This window comes from Roseateles sp. (assembly GCF_046300915.1).
GTDB lineage: Bacteria > Pseudomonadota > Gammaproteobacteria > Burkholderiales > Burkholderiaceae_C > Kinneretia.
In genome coordinates this window covers 25,660-47,643 of the sequence record NZ_JBKCLH010000134.1, presented here as the reverse complement: position 1 = coordinate 47,643, position 21,984 = coordinate 25,660, and the positions used below count along the sequence as shown (strand labels likewise).

19 protein-coding genes and 1 pseudogene are annotated in these 21,984 nt (G+C 66.4%); 6 read left to right on the top strand and 14 right to left on the bottom strand.

Translation table 11 applies throughout. From position 1 onward, the window contains the following. Positions 1–4 precede the first annotated feature (4 nt). From ACK5F2_RS10070 to ACK5F2_RS10060, 3 genes are all read right to left on the bottom strand, one after another. Positions 5–598, bottom strand: coding sequence for a cob(I)yrinic acid a,c-diamide adenosyltransferase (locus ACK5F2_RS10070; RefSeq protein WP_409864440.1), 594 nt, complete (start codon positions 596–598; stop codon positions 5–7). An 87-nt stretch (positions 599–685) separates the two neighbouring features. Beyond that, a complete protein-coding gene (locus ACK5F2_RS10065) occupies positions 686–940 on the bottom strand; it encodes a hypothetical protein (RefSeq protein WP_409864439.1) in 255 nt (84 codons plus the stop codon). Between the two features lie 159 nt (positions 941–1,099). Continuing rightward, positions 1,100–2,623 (bottom strand): OmpP1/FadL family transporter, encoded by a 1,524-nt coding sequence (locus ACK5F2_RS10060; RefSeq protein WP_409864437.1) that lies wholly within the window; start codon positions 2,621–2,623, stop codon positions 1,100–1,102. A gap of 128 nt (positions 2,624–2,751) precedes the next feature. Here ACK5F2_RS10060 and ACK5F2_RS10055 point away from each other — a divergent pair, with 128 nt between their 5' ends. Continuing rightward, a complete protein-coding gene (locus ACK5F2_RS10055; protein ID WP_409864436.1) occupies positions 2,752–5,235 on the top strand; it encodes a penicillin acylase family protein in 2,484 nt (827 codons plus the stop codon). A 146-nt stretch (positions 5,236–5,381) separates the two neighbouring features. Then, on the top strand, positions 5,382–6,806 hold the full coding sequence (locus ACK5F2_RS10050; RefSeq protein ID WP_409864435.1) for an FAD-binding oxidoreductase: 1,425 nt from the start codon (positions 5,382–5,384) through the stop codon (positions 6,804–6,806). A 37-nt stretch (positions 6,807–6,843) separates the two neighbouring features. Here the strand turns inward: ACK5F2_RS10050 and ACK5F2_RS10045 are convergent, their stop codons facing one another. From ACK5F2_RS10045 to ACK5F2_RS10020, 6 genes and pseudogenes are all read right to left on the bottom strand, one after another. Continuing rightward, a complete protein-coding gene (locus tag ACK5F2_RS10045) occupies positions 6,844–7,644 on the bottom strand; it encodes a PEP-CTERM/exosortase system-associated acyltransferase (protein ID WP_409864433.1) in 801 nt (266 codons plus the stop codon). A gap of 76 nt (positions 7,645–7,720) precedes the next feature. Then, positions 7,721–9,319, bottom strand: a complete 1,599-nt coding sequence (locus tag ACK5F2_RS10040; RefSeq protein ID WP_409864431.1) for a SpoVR family protein — start codon at positions 9,317–9,319, stop codon at positions 7,721–7,723. Positions 9,320–9,380: 61 nt separating this feature from the next. Further along, positions 9,381–10,661 carry a YeaH/YhbH family protein gene (locus ACK5F2_RS10035; protein ID WP_409864430.1) on the bottom strand — a complete coding sequence of 427 codons (1,281 nt, stop codon included), beginning with the start codon at positions 10,659–10,661 and terminating at the stop codon, positions 9,381–9,383. A 36-nt stretch (positions 10,662–10,697) separates the two neighbouring features. After that, positions 10,698–12,621, bottom strand: a pseudogene (locus ACK5F2_RS10030) (PrkA family serine protein kinase). A 421-nt stretch (positions 12,622–13,042) separates the two neighbouring features. Next, positions 13,043–13,954, bottom strand: coding sequence for a ParB/RepB/Spo0J family partition protein (locus ACK5F2_RS10025; RefSeq protein ID WP_409864428.1), 912 nt, complete (start codon positions 13,952–13,954; stop codon positions 13,043–13,045). A 17-nt stretch (positions 13,955–13,971) separates the two neighbouring features. After that, positions 13,972–14,520 (bottom strand): RBBP9/YdeN family alpha/beta hydrolase, encoded by a 549-nt coding sequence (locus ACK5F2_RS10020; RefSeq protein ID WP_409864427.1) that lies wholly within the window; start codon positions 14,518–14,520, stop codon positions 13,972–13,974. Between the two features lie 58 nt (positions 14,521–14,578). Between ACK5F2_RS10020 and argC the strand changes: the two genes are divergently transcribed. Beyond that, positions 14,579–15,520: an N-acetyl-gamma-glutamyl-phosphate reductase gene (argC, locus tag ACK5F2_RS10015; RefSeq protein WP_409864426.1), complete on the top strand. Its 942-nt coding sequence runs from the start codon at positions 14,579–14,581 to the stop codon at positions 15,518–15,520. Next, the gene (locus ACK5F2_RS10010) at positions 15,520–15,951 is read left to right on the top strand and encodes a GNAT family N-acetyltransferase (RefSeq protein WP_409864425.1); all 432 of its coding nucleotides are present in this window, start codon (positions 15,520–15,522) and stop codon (positions 15,949–15,951) included. The genes argC and ACK5F2_RS10010 overlap by 1 nt, the downstream gene beginning before the upstream one ends. 21 nt (positions 15,952–15,972) lie before the next feature. On the opposite strand, the gene ACK5F2_RS10005 is transcribed toward ACK5F2_RS10010, so the two are convergent. The 4 genes from ACK5F2_RS10005 to mnmG are packed head-to-tail and all read right to left on the bottom strand — an operon-like array spanning position 15,973 to position 20,254. Next, a complete protein-coding gene (locus tag ACK5F2_RS10005; RefSeq protein ID WP_409864423.1) occupies positions 15,973–16,764 on the bottom strand; it encodes a GNAT family N-acetyltransferase in 792 nt (263 codons plus the stop codon). Next, a complete protein-coding gene (locus tag ACK5F2_RS10000) occupies positions 16,764–17,534 on the bottom strand; it encodes a ParA family protein (RefSeq protein WP_409864421.1) in 771 nt (256 codons plus the stop codon). Before ACK5F2_RS10000 ends, ACK5F2_RS10005 begins: the two co-directional genes overlap by 1 nt. A 60-nt stretch (positions 17,535–17,594) precedes the next feature. Continuing rightward, complete coding sequence (rsmG, locus tag ACK5F2_RS09995) at positions 17,595–18,272, bottom strand: 16S rRNA (guanine(527)-N(7))-methyltransferase RsmG (RefSeq protein ID WP_409864420.1); 678 nt, start codon at positions 18,270–18,272, stop codon at positions 17,595–17,597. Between the two features lie 23 nt (positions 18,273–18,295). Next, a complete protein-coding gene (gene mnmG, locus ACK5F2_RS09990; RefSeq protein WP_409864418.1) occupies positions 18,296–20,254 on the bottom strand; it encodes a tRNA uridine-5-carboxymethylaminomethyl(34) synthesis enzyme MnmG in 1,959 nt (652 codons plus the stop codon). Between the two features lie 130 nt (positions 20,255–20,384). On the opposite strand from mnmG, the gene ACK5F2_RS09985 reads away from it, so the two are divergent. Beyond that, a complete protein-coding gene (locus ACK5F2_RS09985; protein WP_409864416.1) occupies positions 20,385–20,639 on the top strand; it encodes a YkgJ family cysteine cluster protein in 255 nt (84 codons plus the stop codon). 58 nt (positions 20,640–20,697) lie between these two features. Further along, positions 20,698–21,684 carry a Bug family tripartite tricarboxylate transporter substrate binding protein gene (locus ACK5F2_RS09980; RefSeq protein ID WP_409864415.1) on the top strand — a complete coding sequence of 329 codons (987 nt, stop codon included), beginning with the start codon at positions 20,698–20,700 and terminating at the stop codon, positions 21,682–21,684. On the opposite strand, the gene ACK5F2_RS09975 is transcribed toward ACK5F2_RS09980, so the two are convergent. Next, positions 21,671–21,916 carry a DUF2061 domain-containing protein gene (locus ACK5F2_RS09975; RefSeq protein WP_409864413.1) on the bottom strand — a complete coding sequence of 82 codons (246 nt, stop codon included), beginning with the start codon at positions 21,914–21,916 and terminating at the stop codon, positions 21,671–21,673. The genes ACK5F2_RS09980 and ACK5F2_RS09975 overlap by 14 nt on opposite strands. Positions 21,917–21,984 lie beyond the last annotated feature (68 nt).

The window sequence follows — 21,984 nt, the reverse complement described above, 5'->3', positions numbered from 1 at the left end:
AGATTCAGTCCCCGGCCTGCTCCTGCGCCTGCTGGCGCTGCAGGCGTTCGCTGCGCCAGTAGACATCGTCCCCGCCCTTGCCATCGAGATTGGCGCGGTTGAGCACGCGGGCCAGCACGAAGAGCAGGTCGGAAAGCCGGTTCAGGTACTGGCGCGGGGCGGCGTTGATGCTCTCCTGCCCGGCCAGGGTGACCACGGCGCGCTCGGCGCGGCGGGCCACGGTGCGGCAGACATGGGCGATGGCGGCGCTGCGCGTGCCCGCCGGCAGGATGAACTCGGCCAGGCGGGGCAGGGTGGCGTTGTGGTCGGCCAGGGCCTGATCCAGGCGCAGCACGGCATCTTCCTTGAGCAGGCTGTAGCCGGGCATGCAGAGCTCGCCGCCCAGGTTGAAGAGCTCGTGCTGGATGGTGATCAGGAGCTCGCGCACATCCTCGGGCAGGGGCTCGGCCAGGAGCACGCCGATCTGGGAGTTGAGTTCGTCCACATCGCCCATGGCCATCACGCGCAGATGGTCCTTGGGCACGCGGCTGCCGTCACCGAGGCCGGTGCTGCCGTCGTCACCGGTGCGGGTTGCGATCTGGGAAAGTCGGTTGGCCATGGGCGGTCTGCAGGTCTTGCTTGAGAAAGGCCTGCATCTTGCCCCAGAAGCCTGGCCCGCTGTCGCGCCGGGCTTTCTTGGGACCGCTCAGTGGCGGCGACCCCGGCGGTGGAAGGCCGGCTTTTGGGCCAGGCGCGGGTCGTCGCCGTGCAGGGGACGCGGACGGCCCGGCACATAGGGACCGTGGGCATGGGTCGCATCCGCGGTCTCGGCGGGGCTGGCCGGCTTGTCGCCCAGACGCAGCCACTCGCGCCAGAGCTGTCGGAGCGAGTCCAGGCGCAGGGCGCCCACCACAAGCAGAAGCACCAGGATCAGCAGCAGCACATTGGCGGTATCGGACATGGCGCAACACTCCTTTGCGTGTGTGGCTGGCAGCATATGCTTGCCGACCGTCTTCATGGTGGCACCGGCGCCTGGGGCATGCAAGCCGCTGGATCAAAGTCCTGGCACGAGCCAAGAAAAAACCCCGCCGGGGCGGGGTTTGTAGCGCTGGCGCAGTGCTCAGAACTGCTGGTTGTACTGCACACCGAAGAGCAGGGAGTTCAGCTTGTAGCGGCCCCGGGTGGTGGCGCAGCTGGAGGTGTTGCGGGTGGCATCGCAGATCTGGCTGCCGGAGGCATCGGTGATGCCGCCGTTGTCGAACTGGTCGATCTGGCCGGCCTTCACATGCACATAGCTGGCCGCCAGGTCGATGGAGCGCTTCTTGTCCAGCTTCCAGTTCATGCCGGCGGAGATCCAGCTGCGGTCATTGTCCGGCAGGGAGGCTGTGCGGTTGCGCGGGTTGACGGGCGACTGGTCGAAGGCCACGCCGCCGCGCAGGGTCAGGGCATCGCTCCAGTGGTAGTTCAGACCCAGGGAGGCGCGCAGGGTGTCGGTCCAGTTTTCCGGGGTGTTGCTGTCCGGCAGGAGGTCGGGATTGGTGAAGTCAATCCGCAGCTCCTTGAAGCGCGAGTGGCGGGTCCAGGTGATGTCACCCATCACGCCGAAGCGCTCATGCTGCTTGAAGAAGTTGAAGGACAGGGACTCCGGCGTGTCGATGTTCAGACGCGCGTCGCTGTTTTTGTAAGCGGCGATCAGGCGCTGCTGCACGGCCGTGCCGGCACCGGGCTGCACCGAGCCCAGGGCGGTGTTCAGCAGGGTGGCCAGATTGCCGGCCGGGGTGGCCACATTCCAGGTGGCCGTGCCCTTGAGCTGGTGGCTGATGGACGAGCGGTAGGCAATGCCGAAACGGGTGTCCTTGTCGTACTCGTACATCAGGCCCAGATTGAAGCCGAAGCCCCAGTCATCGCCCTGGACCTCGACACTGCCGGAGTACAGGGGATTGCCGGAAGCCTGCTTGACCAGACCCGAGAGCTGGTTCATCACGGTGGCGCGGATCATCTGCACCGGCACGCCCGGATTGGCGGCGGCGTTGGCGGCCACCAGCTGGTTGATCAGATTGCCCAGGGCGCCGGAGCCGAAGTCGGCACCCTTGACCAGCTTGCCGTCGATGTACTGGGCCGTCAGGCCGGCGCCCACGCTCAGCTTGGGGCTGAGCTTGTAGGCCACCGAGGGATTGAAGGCAATGGTGGTGAGCTCGGTGGCCAGCGAGGTGTAGCGACCGGCCCAGCCATTGTCGTACTCGGTCTTGGAGCCGAAGGGCACGAACACGCCCATGCCCACCGACAGATCCTTAGAGAGCTTGTGGCTCAGGTAGCCATGGGGCACGGCCGTGGTCTTGACGAACTTCTTGGTGTCGCCGCCGCTGATGGGCAGACCGAAGGAGGTGACCGAGCCCTGGTCGCTGTACTTGGTGCTGGGCACCACGATGTTCAGCACGCCGGAGGCCTGGGTGCCGTCCAGGCGGGTCATGCCGGCGGGGTTGTAGAAGAGCACGGTGGCGTCGCTGGCTTCGGCGGCATTGGCGTTGGCCGTACCTTGGGCCGAGGCCGACTGGGAGCCGAAGTGGTAGCCCGAGGCCAGGACGTTGCTGCTGGCGAGCGCGCACAGCAGACCGAACATGATGGGAGAGGGGGCGAAACGCATAGGGTCTCCTGCTGTTGTTAAGTAGGGATCATCATGTCCCTATCGCTCTTCATAATAGCCAGCACCCGACTGGGGAAACCCCGCGGCTTGATGCCGCAGGACAACAAGAATCTAAGGAGAGACATCTAATGCGCAAGACAAAGGGCGCCCTGCGCGCGCAAGTCCTGACCCCTGTCGCCTTGGCGACATCTCTGCTCCTGCTGGCCGGCTGCGGAGGCGGCTCCGGCGATCAGAATCCGGCCGATCCACCGCCGACGTCAACGCCGACGTTCCAGGCCGAAGTCCGCTACACCAGCTACGGTGTGCCGCATATCAAGGCCGAGAACTTCAAGGGCCTGGGCTATGGCTATGGCTATGCCTTCGCCACCGACCATGTCTGCCTGTTCTCTGAGGAGACCGTGACCCTGCGCGGCGAGCGCTCGCGCTACTTTGGCGATGTGGATGCCAAGGGCATGCCCATCACCTATCTGGGCCAGTTCGGCGACTTCACGCCCAATCTGTCCTCCGACTTCTTCTACAAGCTCCTGATGACGCCCAAGCTGGCCACCTCGCTGAAGGAGGCGGCGAGCCAGGAGACGCGCGATCTGGTGACGGGCTTTGTGGCGGGCTACAACCGCTATCTGCGCGAGAAGGGCGAGAACGGTCTGCCCAACGAGTGCAAGGGCGCGGTCTGGGTCCAGCCGCTCACCGAGGAGGCGATGTACTGGCGCTTCAGCCAGGCCGCCATGGCTGGCAGCTCGATGCAGTTCATCAACGCCATCGGCAGCGCCCAGCCGCCGGTGCTCAAGACAGCGTCCGCCACGCTGCCTGGCGCCAAGGCCCTGCGTGCCCAGAGCACGCGCATGGCTGTGCTCAACAGCCCCCTGGTGCGTGGCACGGATGCGGTGTACGAGCACATGATCGGCTCCAATGGCTATGGGCTGGGCAAGGGTGTGACCCAGAGCGGCGCCGGCATGGTGCTGGGCAACCCGCACTTCCCCTGGTGGGGGGCGCTGCGTCTGCACCAGCTGCACATGACCATTCCCGGTCAGTACGACGTGATGGGCGCCACCCTGCTGGGCGCGGTCGTGCCGCTGATCGGCTTCAACAAGGATGTGGCCTGGACCCACACCTTCTCCACCGACAACCGCTTCACCCTGTTCCAGCTCAAGCTGGACCCGGCCGATCCCACGCGCTACCAGGTGGACGGGGTCTTCAAGCCCATGAGCAAGACCGCGGTGAGCGTGCAGGCGCTGCAGGCCGATGGCAGTCTCAAGACCCATGAGCGCACGATGTACGGCACCGACTTCGGCCCGGTGCTCAGCGATGGCGCGACCTTCGCCTGGAGCGGTGCAGCGGCCTTTGCCATGCGCGATGCCAACTACGGCAATTACCGCCTGATCGACCAGGCCCTGCTCAACGGCAAGTCCACCAGCGCCGAGTCCCTGCGCCAGAACCTTGCCACCTACAACGCCATGCCCTGGGTCAACACCATGGCGGCCGACAGGGCCGGACGGGCGCTCTACGCCAACTACTCGGTGGCGGCCAATGTCAGCGATGCGCAGCTGGCCAGCTGCGTGAACAGCCCCACGGGCCAGTTCCTGCTGGCCAGCCGCGGCCTGGTGCTCATGGATGGCAGCAAGAGCAGCTGCAACTGGAGCGGCGCCATTCCCGCCGCCCAGCGCCCCTATGTGCTGCGTGACGACTACATCGTCAACGCCAATGACAGCCACTGGCTGCCCAATGATCAGGTGCGCTTGAGCGGCCATCCCAAGATCATCGCCACCGGTCCGGTGGCGGAAGGTGCCGAGCAGGGCGAGCGCACCCGCGCGGGCATTGCCCAGGTGCTGGACCGCATGAAGGGCAGCGACGGACTGGCCGGCACGGGCTTCACCCTGGCCAATCTGCAGCAGGTCTACGCCAAGAGCCGTTTCTTCAAGGCGGAGATGTGGCTGGACGAGTTTCTGGCAGCCACCTGTCAGGGCAAGCCCACGCCCATCGTGGTCAAGGACTCCAAGGGGGTGGACACCGACATCACCAAGGCCTGCGGCGTGCTGGCCATCTGGAAGAAGACCGAGGGCATGACGGATCCGGGCGCCCTGCTGTTCCGCAAGTTCTATGAGCTGGCCGGCGAACTCAAGGACGCGAGCTACTGGCGTGTGGCCTACAGCCCGGCCGATCCGGTGCAGACCCCGCGCGGCTTCAACACCGCCAATACCAAGGCCCGCACCCTGCTGGCCGATTCGGTGCAGTGGTTCGCCGCCAACGGCTTTGCGCTGGAGGAGGTGAGTGCCCGCAAGCAAGTCGTGATTCGCGACGGTGCGCCGATTCCCTTCCCCGGCGGCCGCTACACCTTCAACAATGTGCGCGGCAATCTCAGCGGCGGCCTCTATGGCGATCCGGTCTATGGCAATAGCTATATGCAGTTCGTCACCTTCGATGCCAATGGGCCGGTGGCCGAGGGCCTGCTGACCTATTCGCAGAGCACGCACGCCTTCAGCGCACATTTCGCGGATCAGACCAAGCTCTATTCGGATGTCTTCCTCAAGGGCGCCAAGTGGGCCAAGCTGCCCTTCAGCGAGGCGGAGATCAAGGCTGATCCGGCTTACCGCTCCCTCAGCCTGAGCGAGTGATCGTCGGGTTCCCCGACTGCCAGACCAGGCCTGGGCGCACAGCGCTCAGGCCTTTTTCTTGTGCCTCGCGTCAGCAGCCCGGCGGCGCACAATCGGGGTCAAGAAAGAGGCCCCGCGCGGGCCGGCATTTCCTTCGGAGACAGCGCATGAACCACCCCAGTCCGGCCCCCGAGCTGCTGCAGTCCTCCCCGCGGCGCGAGCTGCCGCAAGTCATGCTGGAGGCCTTGCGCGCCCGCTTTGGCGAGCGTTGCTCGACGGCCCTGGCCGTGCGCCAGCAGCATGGTCGGGACGAGTCACCCTTTGATGTGGATCCGCCGGACTGTGTGGTCTATGCCCAGAGCAATGAGGAGGTGGCGGCCGTCCTGACCCTGGCGCAGCAGCATGGTGTGCCGGTGATTCCCTACGGGGCCGGTTCTTCGCTGGAGGGCCATCTGCTGGCGGTGCAGGGCGGGGTGAGCCTGGACCTCTCGGGCATGAAGCAGATCCTGCGCGTCAATGCCGAGGATCTGACCGTCACGGTGCAGGCCGGTGTCACACGCAACCAGCTCAATACCGAGATCCGCCACCAGGGCCTGTTCTTCCCGATTGACCCGGGGGCCGATGCCTCCATCGGGGGCATGGCGGCCACGCGCGCCAGCGGGACGAATGCGGTGCGCTACGGCACCATGCGCGAAAACGTGCTGGGGCTGACCGTGGTCACGGCCAGCGGCGACATCATTCGCACCGGCTCGCGCGCGCGCAAGAGCAGCGCCGGCTATGACCTGACCCGGCTGTTCGTGGGCAGTGAAGGGACGCTGGGGGTGATCACCGAAGTCACGCTGAAGCTGTTTCCGCTGCCCGAGGCGGTGTCGGCCGCCATCAGCTTCTTTCCCAGCATTGATGCGGCCGTGCAGGCCACCATACAGATCATCCAGATGGGTGTGCCGATTGCGCGCTGCGAGTTGCTGGACGCCAATGCCATACGTGCCGTCAATCTGCACGACCGCCTGGGCCTGCGCGAGGCGCCCATGCTGCTGATGGAGTTTCACGGCTCGCAGGCCAGCGTCGCGGAACAGGCCCAGCTGGTGCAGGAGATTGCCCGTGATCTGGGCGGCGAGGACTTTGAATGGGCCACCACGCCCGAGGCGCGCAGCAGGCTCTGGACGGCGCGGCACCATGCCTATCTGTCGGCTCTGCAGACTCGCCCGGGCTGCCGCTGCGTGACCACGGATACCTGTGTGCCCATCTCACGCCTGGCCGAGAGCATCAATGAGTCGGTGCGCGAGGTGGAGGAGGCCGGGCTGCCCTATTTCATCGTGGGCCATGTGGGCGATGGCAACTTCCATCTGGGCTATCTGATCGACCCCGCCGTGCCGGCCGAACGGGAGACCGCCGAGCGCCTGTCCGCCCAGATGGTGCAGCGGGCCCTGCGGCTGGAGGGCACTTGCACCGGCGAGCATGGCATCGGCCTGCACAAGCAGGGCTTTCTGGTGGATGAGGCCGGTGAGGGGGCCGTGGCCCTGATGCGCCAGCTGAAGCTGGCCCTGGATGCCCGCAACATCATGAATCCGGGCAAGATCTTCACGCTCTAAGACCTGGCCGGAGCCGCCCCGCGGCCGGGGCTCCTGCTCAGCCGGGCTGACCGGCTGCCAGCCGTGCGCGCAGAGCCGGCACGTACTCGGGATGCTGGCGGAAATTCTCCGCCACGGCAGCCTCGATGACTTCGTAAAGCGGCTTGATCAGCGGCCGCAGATTGGCCACCACCTTGCTGGAGCTGATCAGCGAGGGCATGCGGGTGCCGCGGTGTTCGATGGTGCCGCCAATGCCGTGGATATCGAAGCCGATGCGGGTGAAGTGACTGGCCAGGCGCGGCTCGGTCAGCACGAACACATGCTCCACGTCGAGATGCCGCGCGATGGCGGCCGCGCCCAGGTAGAGGCTGATGGGGATGAAGGGGAAGCGAGGCGTCTGCCCGCGCGACTCGAAGTCTTCCTCCGAGATGGAGACGGCGGTGCCGGACTCGCCCTTGCGCTGCCGGAAGTTGCTCATCACGGCCAGTCGGGATACCTCGCCAATATCTTGGCGGGGCAGGGCTCGGGGATCAATGATGGAGCGGTCAATCACCTCATCGCAGCTCACCTCGAAAGGCAGGCGGGCCTCGGGCTGGCCGGGATAGGCCATGACCAGACGGGTGCACCCCACCGGCTCACCGCTGCCGCGCCGGCGCAGCAGACAGTGCACGGACTGTGGGTCGTACTTGTCGGTTTCCATGCCGTCGTCGCGCAGAGGCTCCCAGCCCAGATCGCGGCAATAGACCTCATGCCGTATGCGGTAGACCTGCTCGATGCTGGCGGGATCCAGCGCTGCGGACAGCTCAAACAGCTGCTCAAAGGTGCCACCCAGGTTGCGACGATCCAGTTCGACGTTCAAGTTGCATCCTCCCGCTAGACGACCTTGCAGGATATGTCCAGGCATGGGTGCTGCCTAGGCCCTAGAACCGGGGGGGTCAGTGCGCGGGGGCGGGCACTGTCCAGCGCTTGCTGATGTCACCGCGATCATTGACGCTCTCCAGATGCACGCCAAAGCCCCAGAGCCGGGCCACATGCTTGAGCACCTCCTGCGCGCCCTCGTGCAGGGGCCGGTTCATGTGCTGGGTGTGGCGCAGGGTAAGGGAGCGGTCGCCGCGCAGATTGACGTTCCAGACCTGGATATTGGGCTCGCGCGTGCTGAGGTCGTACTGGCGCGACAGCGCCTCGCGCACATGCTGGTAGCCCGACTCGTCGTGGATGGCCGAGATCTCGTACTCGCTCAGGCGCTCGTCGTCCACGATGGAGAAGAGCCGGAACTCGCGCATCAGGTGGGGGCTGAGGTACTGGCCGATGAAGCTCTCGTCCTTGAAGTTGCGCATGGCATGGTCCAGCGTGGGCAGCCAGTCGCTGCCGGCGATATCGGGGAACCAGCGCCGGTCTTCCTCGGTGGGCTGCTCGCAGATGCGCTTGATGTCGGTGTACATCGCGAAGCCCAGGGCATAGGGGTTGAGATTGGCCATGGCCGGCTGAGCCACCACATTGGTGTGTGACTTGAGCCACTCGATCATGACGCCGTCGGTGAGGTAGCCGTCGTCGTACATGGTGTTGAGCAGCTTGTGGTGCCAGAAGGTGGCCCAGCCCTCGTTCATCACCTGGGTCTGGCGCTGCGGATAGAAGTACTGCGCGATCTTGCGCACGATGCGCACTATTTCTCTCTGCCAGGGCTCCAGCAGGGGGGCATGCTTCTCGATGAAATAGAGCAGGTTCTCCTGGGGCTCCTCGGGGAAGCGGCGCGCCTCGCGCTCTTCCTCGGCCCGGTCCTTACCGCGCGGCAGGGTGCGCCAGAGCTCGTTGATCTGCTGCTGGGCGTAGGCCTCGCGGTCCTGCTGGCGGGCGCGTTCCTCGGCGAGCGAGAGCTTGGAGGGGCGGCGGTAGCGGTCCACGCCATGGTTCATCAGGGCGTGGCAGGAGTCCAGCAGGGTCTCCACGGCGTCCAGGCCGTGGCGCTCTTCGCATTCGGCCACATAGTTCTTGGCATAGACCAGGTAGTCGATGATGGACGAGGCGTCCGTCCACATGCGGAAGAGGTAGTTGCCCTTGAAGAAGCTGTTGTGCCCGTAGCAGGCATGGGCGATCACCAGGGCCTGCATGGCCATGGTGTTCTCTTCCATCAGGTAGGCGATGCAGGGGTCGGAGTTGATGACGATCTCGTAGGCCAGGCCCATCTGGCCGCGCTTGTAGTGGCGCTCGGTGGCGATGAACTCCTTGCCGTAGCTCCAGTGGCGGTAGTTCACCGGCATGCCCACCGAGGCATAGGCGTCCATCATCTGCTCGGAGCTGATGACTTCGAGCTGGTTGGCATAGGTGTCCAGGCCGTAGCGCTCGGCGGTCTGGCGGATCACCTCGTGGTACTGCTCGATCAGCTCGAAGGTCCAGTCGCTGGGGCCGGGCAGGGGACTGGCAGGCCGCTGCTTGAGTGGCAGGGGCTGGCGCAGCGGCGCGCGGGCTCGCCGCCCACCGTATTCATGACGGTCGGCCGCGATGCCGATCTGGCGGCGGTTCTCGATCATGCTCATTGGGCAACCTCCGTGCTGCGCACTGCGGTGAGAGCCCCCTTCGGAGCGGCCGGGCGGGGGCTCATGCGCTGGCTCCTTCCTTCTTGAACAGATCGCGGAAGACCGGATAGATCTGTGCCACCTCCACCGCCTTGCGCATGGCGAACAGCGGTTCCTCGTCGGCCAGCTTGGCGTATTCCTCCCAGAGGTTCTGCTCGGCCTCGGCCACCTGCACATAGGCGAAGTAGCGGCACAGGGGCAGGATCTTCTCGGCCAGCAACTCGCGGCAGCGGCCGCTGTCGTGGTGCCAGTTGTCGCCGTCGCTGGCCTGGGCGCCGTAGATATTCCACTCACTGGGCGAGTAGCGCTGGCGGATGATCTGCTCCATCAGCACCAGGGCCGAGGAGACCACGGTGCCGCCGGTCTCGGTGGCGTGGAAGAAGTTCTGCTCGTCCACCTCCTGGGCCTGGGTGTGGTGGCGGATGAAGACCACCTCGATCTTCTCGTAGTGCCGGGTCAGAAAAAGGTAGAGCAGGATGAAGAAGCGCTTGGCCAGGTCCTTGCGCGACTCGTCCATGGAGCCGCTCACATCCATCAGGCAGAACATCACGGCCCGCGTGGTGGGCTGGGGCACGCGCACGCGGTTGCGAAAGCGCAGGTCGATGGGGTCCAGAAAGGGGATGGCATCCAGGCGCTGGCGCAGCAGCAGGATGCGGGCCTCGGTCTCGGCACGCAGGGCCTGCACCTCGGGCTTGGCCGCGTCCTCGCGGCGCAGCAGGGCCAGGCGCTCCTCCAGCTCGCGCAGCTCGCGGCGCTTGCCCATGCCCAGGGCGATGCGCCGGCCCAGGGCACCGCGCATGGAGCGCACCACATGCAGATTGGTGGGCGTGCCGTCGCTGACGAAGCCGGCGCGGTGCGTCTTCCACTCGGGCGTCTCCGCCAGGGTGGTGCGGGCCAGATTGGGCAGGGCCAGGTCCTCGAAGAAGACCTGCATGAACTCCTCCTTGCTGAGGTGGAAGACGAAGTCGTCCTCGCCCTCGCCGGAGTCGCTGGCCTCGCCACCCCCGCCCTGGCCCGCGCCACCCTTGGGCTTGGCGATGCGGTCACCGCGCACATGCTCGGTATTGCCGGGGCGCACCACCTCGCGCACGCCGCCCTCGCCATGGCTGAAGACGGGTTCGCTGATGTCCTTCTTGGGGATGTGCACCTCTTCGCCGCGCTCCATATCGCGGATGCCACGCCCGTCCACGGCGCGCCGCACCGCCTCGCGGATCTGCTCCTTGTGGCGGCGCAGAAAGCGCTCGCGGTTGCCGATGGACTTGTTCTTCCCTGACAGCCGACGGTCGATGATTTGTTGCAGCATCTTCGGTCCTTGGCCCTGTCACGGCCCTTGTCTACATCAGGAACTCTTTCTCACGCGCAGGTACCACTCGCAGAGCAGCCGCACCTGCTTGGCCGTATAGCCCTTGTCCACCATGCGCTGCACGAAGTTCTCGTGCTTCTTGGCTTCGTCGGCGCTGGCCTTGGCGTTGAAGCTGATGACGGGCAGCAGCTCCTCGGTGTTGGAGAACATCTTCTTCTCGATCACCGTGCGCAGCTTCTCGTAGCTGGTCCAGGCGGGGTTCTTGCCCTGGTTGTTGGCGCGCGCCCGCAGCACGAAGTTGACGATCTCGTTGCGGAAGTCCTTGGGGTTGGAGATGCCCGCGGGCTTCTCGATCTTCTCCAGCTCGGCGTTCAGGGCCGCGCGGTCGAAGACTTCGCCGGTGTCGGTGTCGCGGTACTCCTGGTCCTGGATCCAGTAGTCGGCATAGGTGACGTAGCGGTCGAAGATGTTCTGGCCGTACTCGCTATAGCTCTCCAGATAGGCGGTCTGGATCTCCTTGCCGATGAACTCTGCATAGCGCGGGGCCAGGGCTTCCTTGATGAAGCCCACGTACTTCTGCTCCAGGTCCTGCGGGAACTGCTCGCGCTCGATCTGCTGCTCCAGCACATACATCAGGTGCACGGGATTGGCCGCCACCTCGCTGGAATCGAAGTTGAAGACCTTGGACAGTATCTTGTAGGCAAAGCGGGTGGAGATGCCGCTCATGCCCTCGTCCACGCCGGCGTAGTCTCGGTACTCCTGGTAGCTCTTGGCGCGCGGGTCGGTGTCCTTGAGGTTCTCGCCGTCGTAGACCTGCATCTTGCTGAAGAGCGAGCTGTTCTCGGGCTCCTTCAGGCGCGTGAGAATGGCGAACTGGCTCATCATCTTGAGCGTGCCCGGAGCGCACTTGGCCTCGGCCAGGGAGGAGCCGCGGATCAGCTTCTCGTAGATCTTCACCTCCTCGCTGACGCGCAGGCAGTAGGGCACCTTGACGATGTAGATGCGGTCCAGGAAGGCCTCGTTGTTCTTGTTTGTTGCGGAAGGTCTTCCACTCGCTTTCGTTGCTGTGCGCCAGCACGATGCCATCAAACGGTATCGCGCCGAAGCCCTCGGTGCCCTTGAAGTTGCCCTCCTGCGTGGCGGTGAGCAGGGGGTGCAGCACCTTGATGGGCGCCTTGAACATCTCCACGAACTCCAGCAGGCCCTGGTTGGCCAGGCACAGGCCGCCGGAGTAGCTGTAGGCATCGGGGTCGTCCTGGGCATAGGTCTCGAGCTTGCGGATGTCCACCTTGCCCACCAGGCTGGAGATATCCTGGTTGTTCTCGTCGCCCGGCTCGGTCTTGGCTACGCCCACCTGGCGCAGCACGCTGGGGTAGCGCTTGACCACCTTGAAGCGCCGGATGTCGCCGCCGAACTCCTCCAGGCGCTTGACGGCCCAGGGGCTCATGATGCGGTTGAGGTAGCGGCGCGGGATGCCGTACTCCTTCTCCAGCAGCGGCCCGTCCTCGGCCCCGTCAAACAGACCCAGCGGCGACTCGTTCACCGGCGAGTCCTTGAGCGCGTAGAAGGGCACCTGCTCCATCAGGCTCTTGAGCCGCTCGGCGATGGAGCTCTTGCCGCCACCCACCGGGCCCAGCAGGTAGAGGATCTGCTTCTTCTCTTCCAACCCTTGCGCGGCGTGGCGGAAGTAGGAGACGACCTGCTCAATCGCGTCCTCCATGCCGTAGAACTCGGCGAAGGCCGGATAGATCTTGATGGTCTTGTTGGCAAACAGGCGCGAGAGCCGCGGCTCGTTGCGCGTGTCCACCATCTGCGGCTCGCCGATGGCCTGGAGCATGCGCTCGGCGGCGGTGGCGTAGGCGAGGGGATTGCGTTTGCACTCGGCCAGGTACTCTTCCAGCGAGAGCTCTTCGACCCGGGTGCGCTCGTAGCGAGCGGCAAAGCTGCTGATCACGTCCATGCTGACCTCCTGTGTCGGGCAGAGACGGCCGCCGGGCGTGAAACACCGGCGTCGTCTGGGAAGTTCTGATGGCGCCCCTACAACGGGACCGAGGCGTCATCAGAGCTTTCCGAGGGTCAGCAGCAAAGCGATGGCTCTTGCTGTCTAGCTTGGTTCATGCACCAAGCCTTGAACACAGGATAAGCCCAGTCTTTGTCCTTCAACACAGAAGATTCGCGTCGCGTTGACATCATGCTACGCCCTTCCGTGCGTTCTTGCTCAGGGCAAGACCTGGCCCTGTGGCCTGCCCCCGCAAAGTGATGGACGGGAAGCGAATTTGAATATGCATGCGCCATGCCGGCTTGTGCACCGGGCATAAAAAAAGCCGTGAAGGGCTCACGGCTTTCTGGAGGCTGTGCAGCGGCCGGTGGCCGCGCTGGTCTTACTGCGGTCCGCGCAGCTTCTCGATCAGGCCATTGAGCTCGTCCAGCGAGCCAAACTGTATGGCCAGCTCGCCCTGCTCGCCGCGCTTGGTGCGCTTCTTGACGCGGATCTCCACCTGGGCGGTGAGCAGGTCCGAGAGCTCCTCCTCCAGGCGCAGCACATCGCGGCTCTTGTCGTTCTTGACGCGCAGCAGCGGCTTCTGCCGGGCCGAGCCCTGGCGGGCGACCAGCTTCTCGGCCTCGCGCACGCTGAGCTTCTTGGCGGCGATCTCGGTGGCGGTGGTGATCTGGTGCGCGCCATCCAGGGGCAGCAGGGCACGGGCATGGCCCATATCGATATCGCCGGCCATCAGCATGTTCTGCACCGGATCGGCCAGTTGCAGCAGGCGCAGCAGATTGCTGGCGGCGCTGCGCGAGCGGCCCACGGCCTGGGCGGCCTGTTCGTGGGTGAGTCCGAACTCCTCCGTCAGACGCTTCAGGCCCTGGGCCTCTTCCAGCGGATTCAGGTCCTCGCGCTGGATGTTCTCGATCAGGGCCATGGCGGCCGCGGCCTCGTCGGGCACGGCCTTGACCAGCACCGGCACCTCGCGCAGACCTGCCAGCTTGGCGGCGCGGAAGCGCCGTTCACCGGCAATGATCTCGTAGCGCGCTTCGCCATCCTTGGACGATTCGTGCGTGATGGGCCGCACCAGGATGGGCTGCATGATGCCCTGGCCCTTGATGCTCTCGGCCAGCTCATAGAGCGAGCCCTCGTCCATGCGCGTGCGCGGCTGGTATTTGCCGGCCTGCATCCATTCCAGGCGCAGGGTGCTGGGCTCGCCCTCGCGGCTTGCGGCGGCGCTATCGCTGACTTTGGGGCCGAGCAGGGCCTCCAGGCCCATGCCCAGGCCCTTGGGTTTTTTCGTGACCATAGGGGCTGGATTGTCCCTTATGCCGCGGCCGTGGCCTGCAGGCGTTGCAGCAGGGCCCGGCCCTCGGGCCAGTCGCCCAGGCCGGAGGCACTGTTGATATGGCCGCATGGGCCCAGCATCAGCAGCTCGGCGCCCCAGTCGGCCGCCATCTGGGCGCCGCGCTCGGGGGCGCAGAAGGGGTCGTCGCTGCTGACCACGGCCAGGGCCGGGAAGGGCAGGCGCGGCCGGCGTATGGGGCGCCAGTTGTGCAGCTGGGGCGGGGTGTCCTCGCGCTCGGTGTCGGGCGGGGCTACCAGCAGGGCGCCGCGCACCCGGGCCAGGTGCTGCGAATGCGCGGCCCAGCTGGCCACCAACTGGCAGCCCAGGGAATGGGCCACCAGCAGGGCAGGGCGCTCGTCCTGCTGCAGCACCTCGTCCAGCCGGGCCATCCAGTCGCCGCGGCGCGGCCATTGCCAGTCGGCCTGCTCCACGCGCTGGTCGCCATGCAGGGCCTCCCAGCGGCTCTGCCAGTGATCCGGGTCCGAATTCAGCCAGCCAGGCAGTAGCAATACACGCGGTTCAATCATGGTTTGGCCTTATGCTGTCGGTCCTTTCTGATCGATCGATTGTGCTGGAGAAGAGGCCATGGCTTACAAGGTGTTTGTGGATGGACAAGAGGGCACGACGGGCCTGCGCATTCATGAGTACCTGGCCGGTCGCAGCGACATCGAGGTGCTCAAGATTGACGCCGACAAGCGCAAGGACGCCGCCGAGCGCGCGCGCCTGATCAATGCCTCGGACGTGTCCTTTCTGTGCCTGCCCGACGCCGCCTCGCGCGAGGCCGCGGCCATGGTCAGCAACCCCAACACCTGCCTGATCGACGCCAGCACCGCCCACCGCACGGTGCCGGGCTGGAGCTTCGGCCTGCCCGAGCTGGCCCAGGATCAGCGCGCCAAGATCCGCGCGAGCAAGCGCATCGCCAACCCGGGCTGCCACGCCAGCGCCTTCATCCTGGCGGTGCGACCCCTGGTGGACGCCGGCCTGCTGGCGCCCGAGGCCCTGATCAGCGCCACCTCCATCACCGGCTACTCGGGTGGGGGCAAGTCCATGATTGCCCAGTACGAGGCCGGTGGCGACAGCAAGCTGGACTCGCCCCGCCCCTACGCCCTGGGCCTGGCGCACAAGCACCTGCCCGAGATGATGGCTCACACCGGCCTGAAGCATGCGCCGGTGTTCATGCCCATCGTGGGCAGCTTCTACAAGGGCCTGGCCGTGACCGTGCCCCTGCACCTGAGCCAGCTGCGCGCCGGCACCCGGGCCGAGCATCTGCACAAGGCCCTGAGCGCGCACTACGCGGGTGAGCGCTTCATCAAGGTCCTGCCCCTGCGTGACCCCGCCACCCTGGAAACCGGCTTCTACGATGTGCAGGCCTGCAATGACACGAACCGCGTGGACATCGCCGTCTTCGGCAGCGAGACCCAGGTGCTGGTGATGGCCCGCCTGGACAATCTGGGCAAGGGCGCCAGCGGCGCCGCCGTGCAGTCCATGAACGTCCATCTGGGCCTGGACGAGGGCCTGGGCCTCTGATGTCCCAGCGGGTGTGGCGTCGCGACGCCGAGCTGCCCCCCGCCGACCTGGACGCCATCCGTGAGGGCGTCATCCTGCATGGCCGCCAGCAGACCCAGGGCAGTGATGCCCGGGACATTGCCTGCGGCCTCTATGAAGACGGCCTGCTGATCGCCGGGGCCTGGGGCCGCACCGAGTTCCAGCGCCTGTATCTCAGCTATATCTGGGTGCAGCCCGAGCATCGCGGCCAGGGACTGGGCGGCCAGCTGCTGCGCCAGATCGAGGCCCAGGCGCTCAAGCGCGGCTGCGTCGACGCCCTGATCGAGACCCTGCTGGACGAGGCGGCCGACTGCTTCGAGCACCTGGGCTATGCCTGCGTGGCCCATCTGCACGACTATGTGCCGGGCTTCACCCGCCACACCCTGCTCAAGGTCTGGCAGGCGCGCGACTGAGCGCCGCGCCCTGAGTTGTCGTCAACGCAGCTCGGCGAGCGGGCTGCGGTAGTGGTAGCGGTAGGCGAACTCGAAGCCCAGGCGGCCATAGACGCGCTGCGCCACCGCGTTGTCGCTGCCCACCTGCAGATAGGCATGCCGGGCACCTTGCCCCCGGGCAGCCGCCAGCAGGGCCAGGCAGAGCTGGCGGGCATGACCGCAGCCCCGCTGCTCGGCGGGCGTGAAGATGTCGTACAGGCCCACCATGGCCCCTTCCTGGGCAAACTGGCCGCAGGCCAGCAGGGTGCCCCCGGCATCGCGCAGGGCATGGCCGCGGTACGGCACGGGCGACTCCCGCAGGCGCAGGGCATGGGCCTCGATTTCGGCTGCGCTGGAGCCGCGCAAGGCGCCCACCAGGGCGGCGTAGGCCTCGGCCTCCAGCGGTTCGACCCGGCAGCCCGGGGCCAGCTCGGTGGCGGGCAGATCGTCCAGCCGGGCCCGGACCATCACATCGGCCGGATCGAAGCTGGACCAGCCCAGGGTGGCCAGCTGCGCGTCCAGATCGGCCGGCTGGCTGAAGGGGGTGACGCGCACACACAGGGGCAGGCCGGCGGCGGCAAAGGCCTTGGCGCAGCGCTGCAGCAGCTCATCCAGCGGCAGCTCGCCTTGCTCCAGGGCATTCACGCAGCGCGAGCGCTTGGCCTTGCCCGGCGATAGCCGGATCAGCCAGCCCGCCACGCGCTGCTGCTGGGGCGGGGTGCTGGCATTGAGCCCGGCCTCCTCGGCCAGGCGGGCCAGCGCGGACAGGACGGGGCTCGTCGTCGGTGCCTTCATCACATGGTGGCGACGCGCCGCACCATCTCCCGGGCGAAGTCCACAAAGGCCTGGGCGCCCTTGGCGCTGGGGTCGAAAACCACGCCGGGCAGGCCGTAGCTGGGGGCCTCGGCCAGACGCACATTGCGGGGGATCACGGTGTCGAACACCTTGTCGCCGAAATGGCTCTTGAGCTGCTCGCTCACCTGCTGCTGCAGGGTGATGCGGGGGTCGAACATCACGCGCAGCAGGCCGATGATCTGCAGGTCCGGGTTCAGATTGGCATGCACCTGCTTGATGGTGTTGACCAGATCGGACAGACCTTCCAGCGCGAAGTACTCGCACTGCATGGGCACGACCACGCCATGGGCCGAGCACAGGCCGTTCAGCGTGAGCATGGAGAGCGAGGGCGGGCAGTCGATCAGCACGAAGTCGTAGTCGGCATCGGCGGCGGCGATTGCGGCCTTGAGCCGGCGTTCGCGGCGCTCCAGCTCCACCAGCTCCACCTCGGCACCGGCGAGCTCGCGGTTGGCGCCCAGCACGTCGTAGCCCACCTTCTCATTGCGCTGCCGGGCCTCGGCGATGCTGGCCGATTCCAGCAGCACGTCATAGACGCTCAGCTCCAGGGCGCGCTTGTCGATGCCCGAGCCCATGGTGGCATTGCCCTGCGGGTCCAGGTCCACCACCAGCACCCGCTTGCCCACCTGGGCCAGACCGGCGGCGAGGTTGACGGTGGTGGTGGTCTTGCCGACCCCGCCTTTTTGATTGGCAACGCAGAAGATCTTGGCCATGGTCTTGTAGTTCTGAGCAGGCAGCGATGGTAGCCCGGAAGCGGCCGGGCCAAGGACGGATCAAGCCCGCGGTTTGATCCAGATGAGACAGCGCTGGGCGTCCAGACCGGGCACCTGCAGCTGTTCCACGTGAAACACATCCAGGTCCGGGGGCAGGGCGGCCAACTCTTCGGCGGGATGCTGGCCCTTCATGGCCAGCCATATCGCGCCGGATTTGGCACCGGATTCGGCGCCCGGCTTGAGGTGCTGGCGGGTGAGGCTGGTGAAGTCCAGCAGGGAGGCAAAGGCGCGGGAGGTGATCAGGTCGAAGGGCGCCACCTCAAGCGCCTCCACCCGCGAATGCTCGCCGTGCAGATTCTTCAGGCCCAGCTCGGCCGCTACCTGCTTGATGAAGCTGGCCTTCTTGGCCACCGCATCCACGCAGGTCACGTCGATCTGCGGTGCGCAGATGGCTACCACCACGCCCGGCAGGCCGCCACCGCTGCCCACATCCATCATTCGCAACGGCCTGCCATCGGCATGGCGCAGCAGGGCGGGCAGCAGGCTCAGGCTGTCCACCAGATGCTGGGTCAGCATGGCCTGCGGGTCGCGCACGGCGGTGAGGTTGTAGACCTTGTTCCATTTCTGGATCAGGCCCTGGTAGGCCAGCAGCTGCTCGATCTGGCTGTCGCTGAGGCTCAGGCCCAGCTGTTGTGCGGCCGCCACCAGAGCGGGGCGCAAGGGATTGGTATCGGTCATGGGCGCGGGTTAGGGGCTTGGGCTCAGGCCGGGGTGCCGGCTTCGGCGGGCATGTCGGTGAAGCCCTTGAAGCGACCCTTCTTCAGATGGATCAGCAACAGGGAGATGGCGGCCGGGGTGACGCCCGAGATGCGCGAGGCCTGGCCCAGTGTCTCGGGTCGGTGCTTGTTCAGCTTCTGGCGCACCTCGAAGGAGAGGGCGCTGACTTGGGCATAGTCCAGCTCGGCCGGCAGCTTGAGGTTCTCGAAGTGTGCGGCGCGGGCCACGTCCTCCACCTGCTTGTTGATATAGCCGGCGTACTTGACGCTGGTTTCGATCTGCTCGATCACCGCATCGGCCACGGTCTTGCCCAGTTCGGCGCTCAGGGTTTCACGTGAAACACTGGACTCGGGGCGGGCAATCTGGGCCACCTCCACCAGGGTGTCGTAGCCCACGCCGGGGCGGCGCAGCAGGTCGGCCAGGTTGTACTCGCGCTCCAGGGCCTTGCCGACCAGACGCTCGGCCTGCTCGGCGGGCAGGATGCCGGGATGCACCCAGGTGCTCTTCAGCTTCTCGGTTTCACGTGAAACAGCATCGCGCTTGCGGTTGAAGGCGTCCCAGCGTGCGTCGTCCACCAAGCCCAGCTGGCGGCCGACCTCGGTCAGGCGCATATCGGCATTGTCCTCGCGCAGCTGCAGGCGGAACTCGGCCCGGCTGGTGAACATGCGATAGGGCTCGGTCACGCCCTTGGTGATCAGGTCGTCCACCAGCACGCCCAGATAGGCTTGGTCGCGCGTGGGCAGCCAGGCCTCCAAGCCCCGCACTTGCAGGGCCGCGTTCAGGCCGGCGAACAGGCCCTGGGCCGCCGCCTCTTCATAGCCGGTCGTGCCATTGATCTGGCCGGCAAAGAACAGGCCCTGGATGGCGCGGGTCTCGAAGCTGCTCTTGAGCTCGCGCGGGTCGAAGTAGTCGTACTCGATGGCGTAGCCGGGGCGCAGGATGTGGGCATTCTCCAGGCCGGGGATGGACTGCACCGCGGCCAGCTGGATGTCGAAGGGCAGGGAGGTGGAGATGCCGTTGGGGTAGAACTCGTGCGTCGTCAGGCCCTCGGGCTCCAGGAAGATCTGGTGCGAGTCCTTGTCCGCAAAGCGGTTCACCTTGTCCTCGATGCTGGGGCAGTAGCGCGGCCCCACGCCCTCGATCACGCCGGTGAACATGGGGCTGCGCTCGAAGCCCGACCGGATGATCTCGTGCGTGCGCGCATTGGTGTGCGTGATCCAGCAGGGCAGCTGGGCCGGATGCTGCTCGGCCGAGCCCATGAAGCTGAACACGGGCATGGGCGTGTTGGTGCCGGGCATGCCGTCGCCGGGTTGCTCGGTGCATTGGCTGAAGTCGATCGTGCGGCCGTCGATGCGCGGCGGCGTGCCGGTCTTGAGCCGGCCCTGGGGCAGCTTCAATTCTTTCAGCCGGGCCGAGAGGCTGACGGCCGGCGGGTCACCGGCGCGGCCGGCGCTGTAGTTCTGCAGGCCGATGTGGATGCGGCCGTCCAGAAAGGTGCCGGCGGTCAGCACCACCGCGCGGCTGCGGAAACGGATGCCGCTCTGCGTGACGGCGCCCACCACCTTGTCGCCCTCGACCATCAGATCGTCCACCGACTGCTGGAACAGCATCAGGTTGGGCTGGTTTTCCAGGCGGTGGCGGATGGCGGCCTTGTAGAGCACGCGGTCGGCCTGGGCGCGGGTGGCGCGCACGGCCGGGCCCTTGGAGCCGTTGAGGATGCGGAACTGGATGCCGCCCTCGTCGGTGGCCGCGGCCATGGCGCCGCCCAGGGCGTCCACTTCCTTGACCAGGTGACCCTTGCCAATGCCGCCGATCGAGGGGTTGCAGCTCATCTGGCCCAGGGTCTCGATATTGTGGGTGAGCAGCAGGGTGGACACGCCCATGCGTGCCGCGGCCATGCCGGCACCGACCACGATGACGTCGAATTCCTTGGGATAGAGCATGGCTTGAGCCTCGATCGGGCACCGCAAAAAGAAGGGAGAAAGCGCGGCGCGGGCAAACCCTGAATTTTACGGGCGGCCTGTGGATAAGTCACGGCCGAGGGCCATGCCCGGGCCGACAATACGCCCCACCATGAACTGCCGTGACCACTGCGCCGCCTGCTGCATCGCGCCCTCCATCAGCTCGCCCATTCCGGGCATGCCGGCGGGGAAGCCGGCGGGCGTGCGCTGCGTGCAGCTGGACGAGGCCGACCGCTGCAAGATCTTCGGCCGGCCCGAGCGTCCGGCGGTCTGCGGTTCCCTGCAGCCCAGCGAGATGATGTGTGGCGCGAGCCGCGAACAAGCCCTGCGCTGGCTGGGCTGGATGGAGCGCGAGACAGCGCCCTGACAGGCCGGCGACCTAGACTGCGCCACGGGTTCCATACAAACACACAGGAGACAAACCCATGGCTGATCGCCGCCTCATCCTCCAATCCGGCCTGGCCGGTGCTGCTACCGGTCTGCTGGGCCTGGGCCCCGCCGCCGCGCAAAGCCCCGGCTGGCCCAGCCGCTCGGTGCGCCTGGTCGTGCCCTTCGCCCCCGGCGGCAGCTCCGAGATCGTGGCCCGCGCCACCGCCCTGGAGCTGAGCAAGACCCTGGGGCAGACCGTCTATGTGGAAAACAAGCCGGGCGGCGGCGGCAATATCGCCATGGGCGAGGTGGCCCGCGCCGACGATCAGCACACCCTGATCCTGGGCCATATCGGCACCCTGGCCGTGAACCCCTACATCTACGACAAGCTGCCCTTCGACACCAACCGCGATTTCAAGCCGGTGACCCTGCTGGCCAAGGTGCCCAGCCTCTATGTGGTGCACCCCGATGTGCCAGCCAAGGACCTGAAAGAGTTTGTGGCCCTGGTGCGCAGCAAGCCGGGCAAGCTGAACTATGGCTCGGCCGGCAATGGCAGCGCCGGCCACCTGGCCATGGAATATCTGAAGATGGCGGCCAACCTTTTCATCGTGCACGTGCCTTACCGCGGCACCGGCCCCCAGCTCACCGATCTGCTGGCCGGCCGCCTGGACGCGGCTTCGGTGGGCGCGCCGGCCATCATGCAGTTCATCAAGGCGGGCAAGCTGCGCTGCATTGCCACCGGTTCCAAGGAGCGCCTGCCCCAGCTGCCCGATGTGCCCACCGTGGCCGAGCAGGGCTTCCCGGGCTTCGAGATGACGCAGTGGTACGGCCTGAACGCCCCGGCCTCCATGGCCCAGGCAAACATCGACAAGCTGGCCGTGGAGGCGGCCAAGGCCATTCGCTCGGTGAGTGCGCGCGAACGCCTGAGCCATGACGCGGCCGAGGCCGTGGGCAACACCCCGGCCCAGTTCGCCGCCTTCATTGCCCAGGAGCAGCAGCGCTGGAAGGCCGTGATTGCCCGCGCCAAGATCAAGCCAGATTGAGATCCGGCCCGCCGGCCGGAGACTCGGTGCTGGCCGGCTGACGACCGAACAGGCCGCGCAGGCGCGCTTCCACCCGGTCCCAGTACTTGTCGTGGAAGTAGTGCATCACGGTGTTGACCAGGGGTTCCACAAAGGTCACGGCCCCGGCGATGGCGACGCTGCCGGTCATCGCATAGGTCACGCCGAAGGCGGTGCCCAGGTGCAGCACACCGAAGCTGGCGGTCTTGGCCATCGTTGTTCTCCTATCGATCTCAAAAATCAGATAGGGAAATGCTAATGATTCGCAGCTGGGCCAGCCAG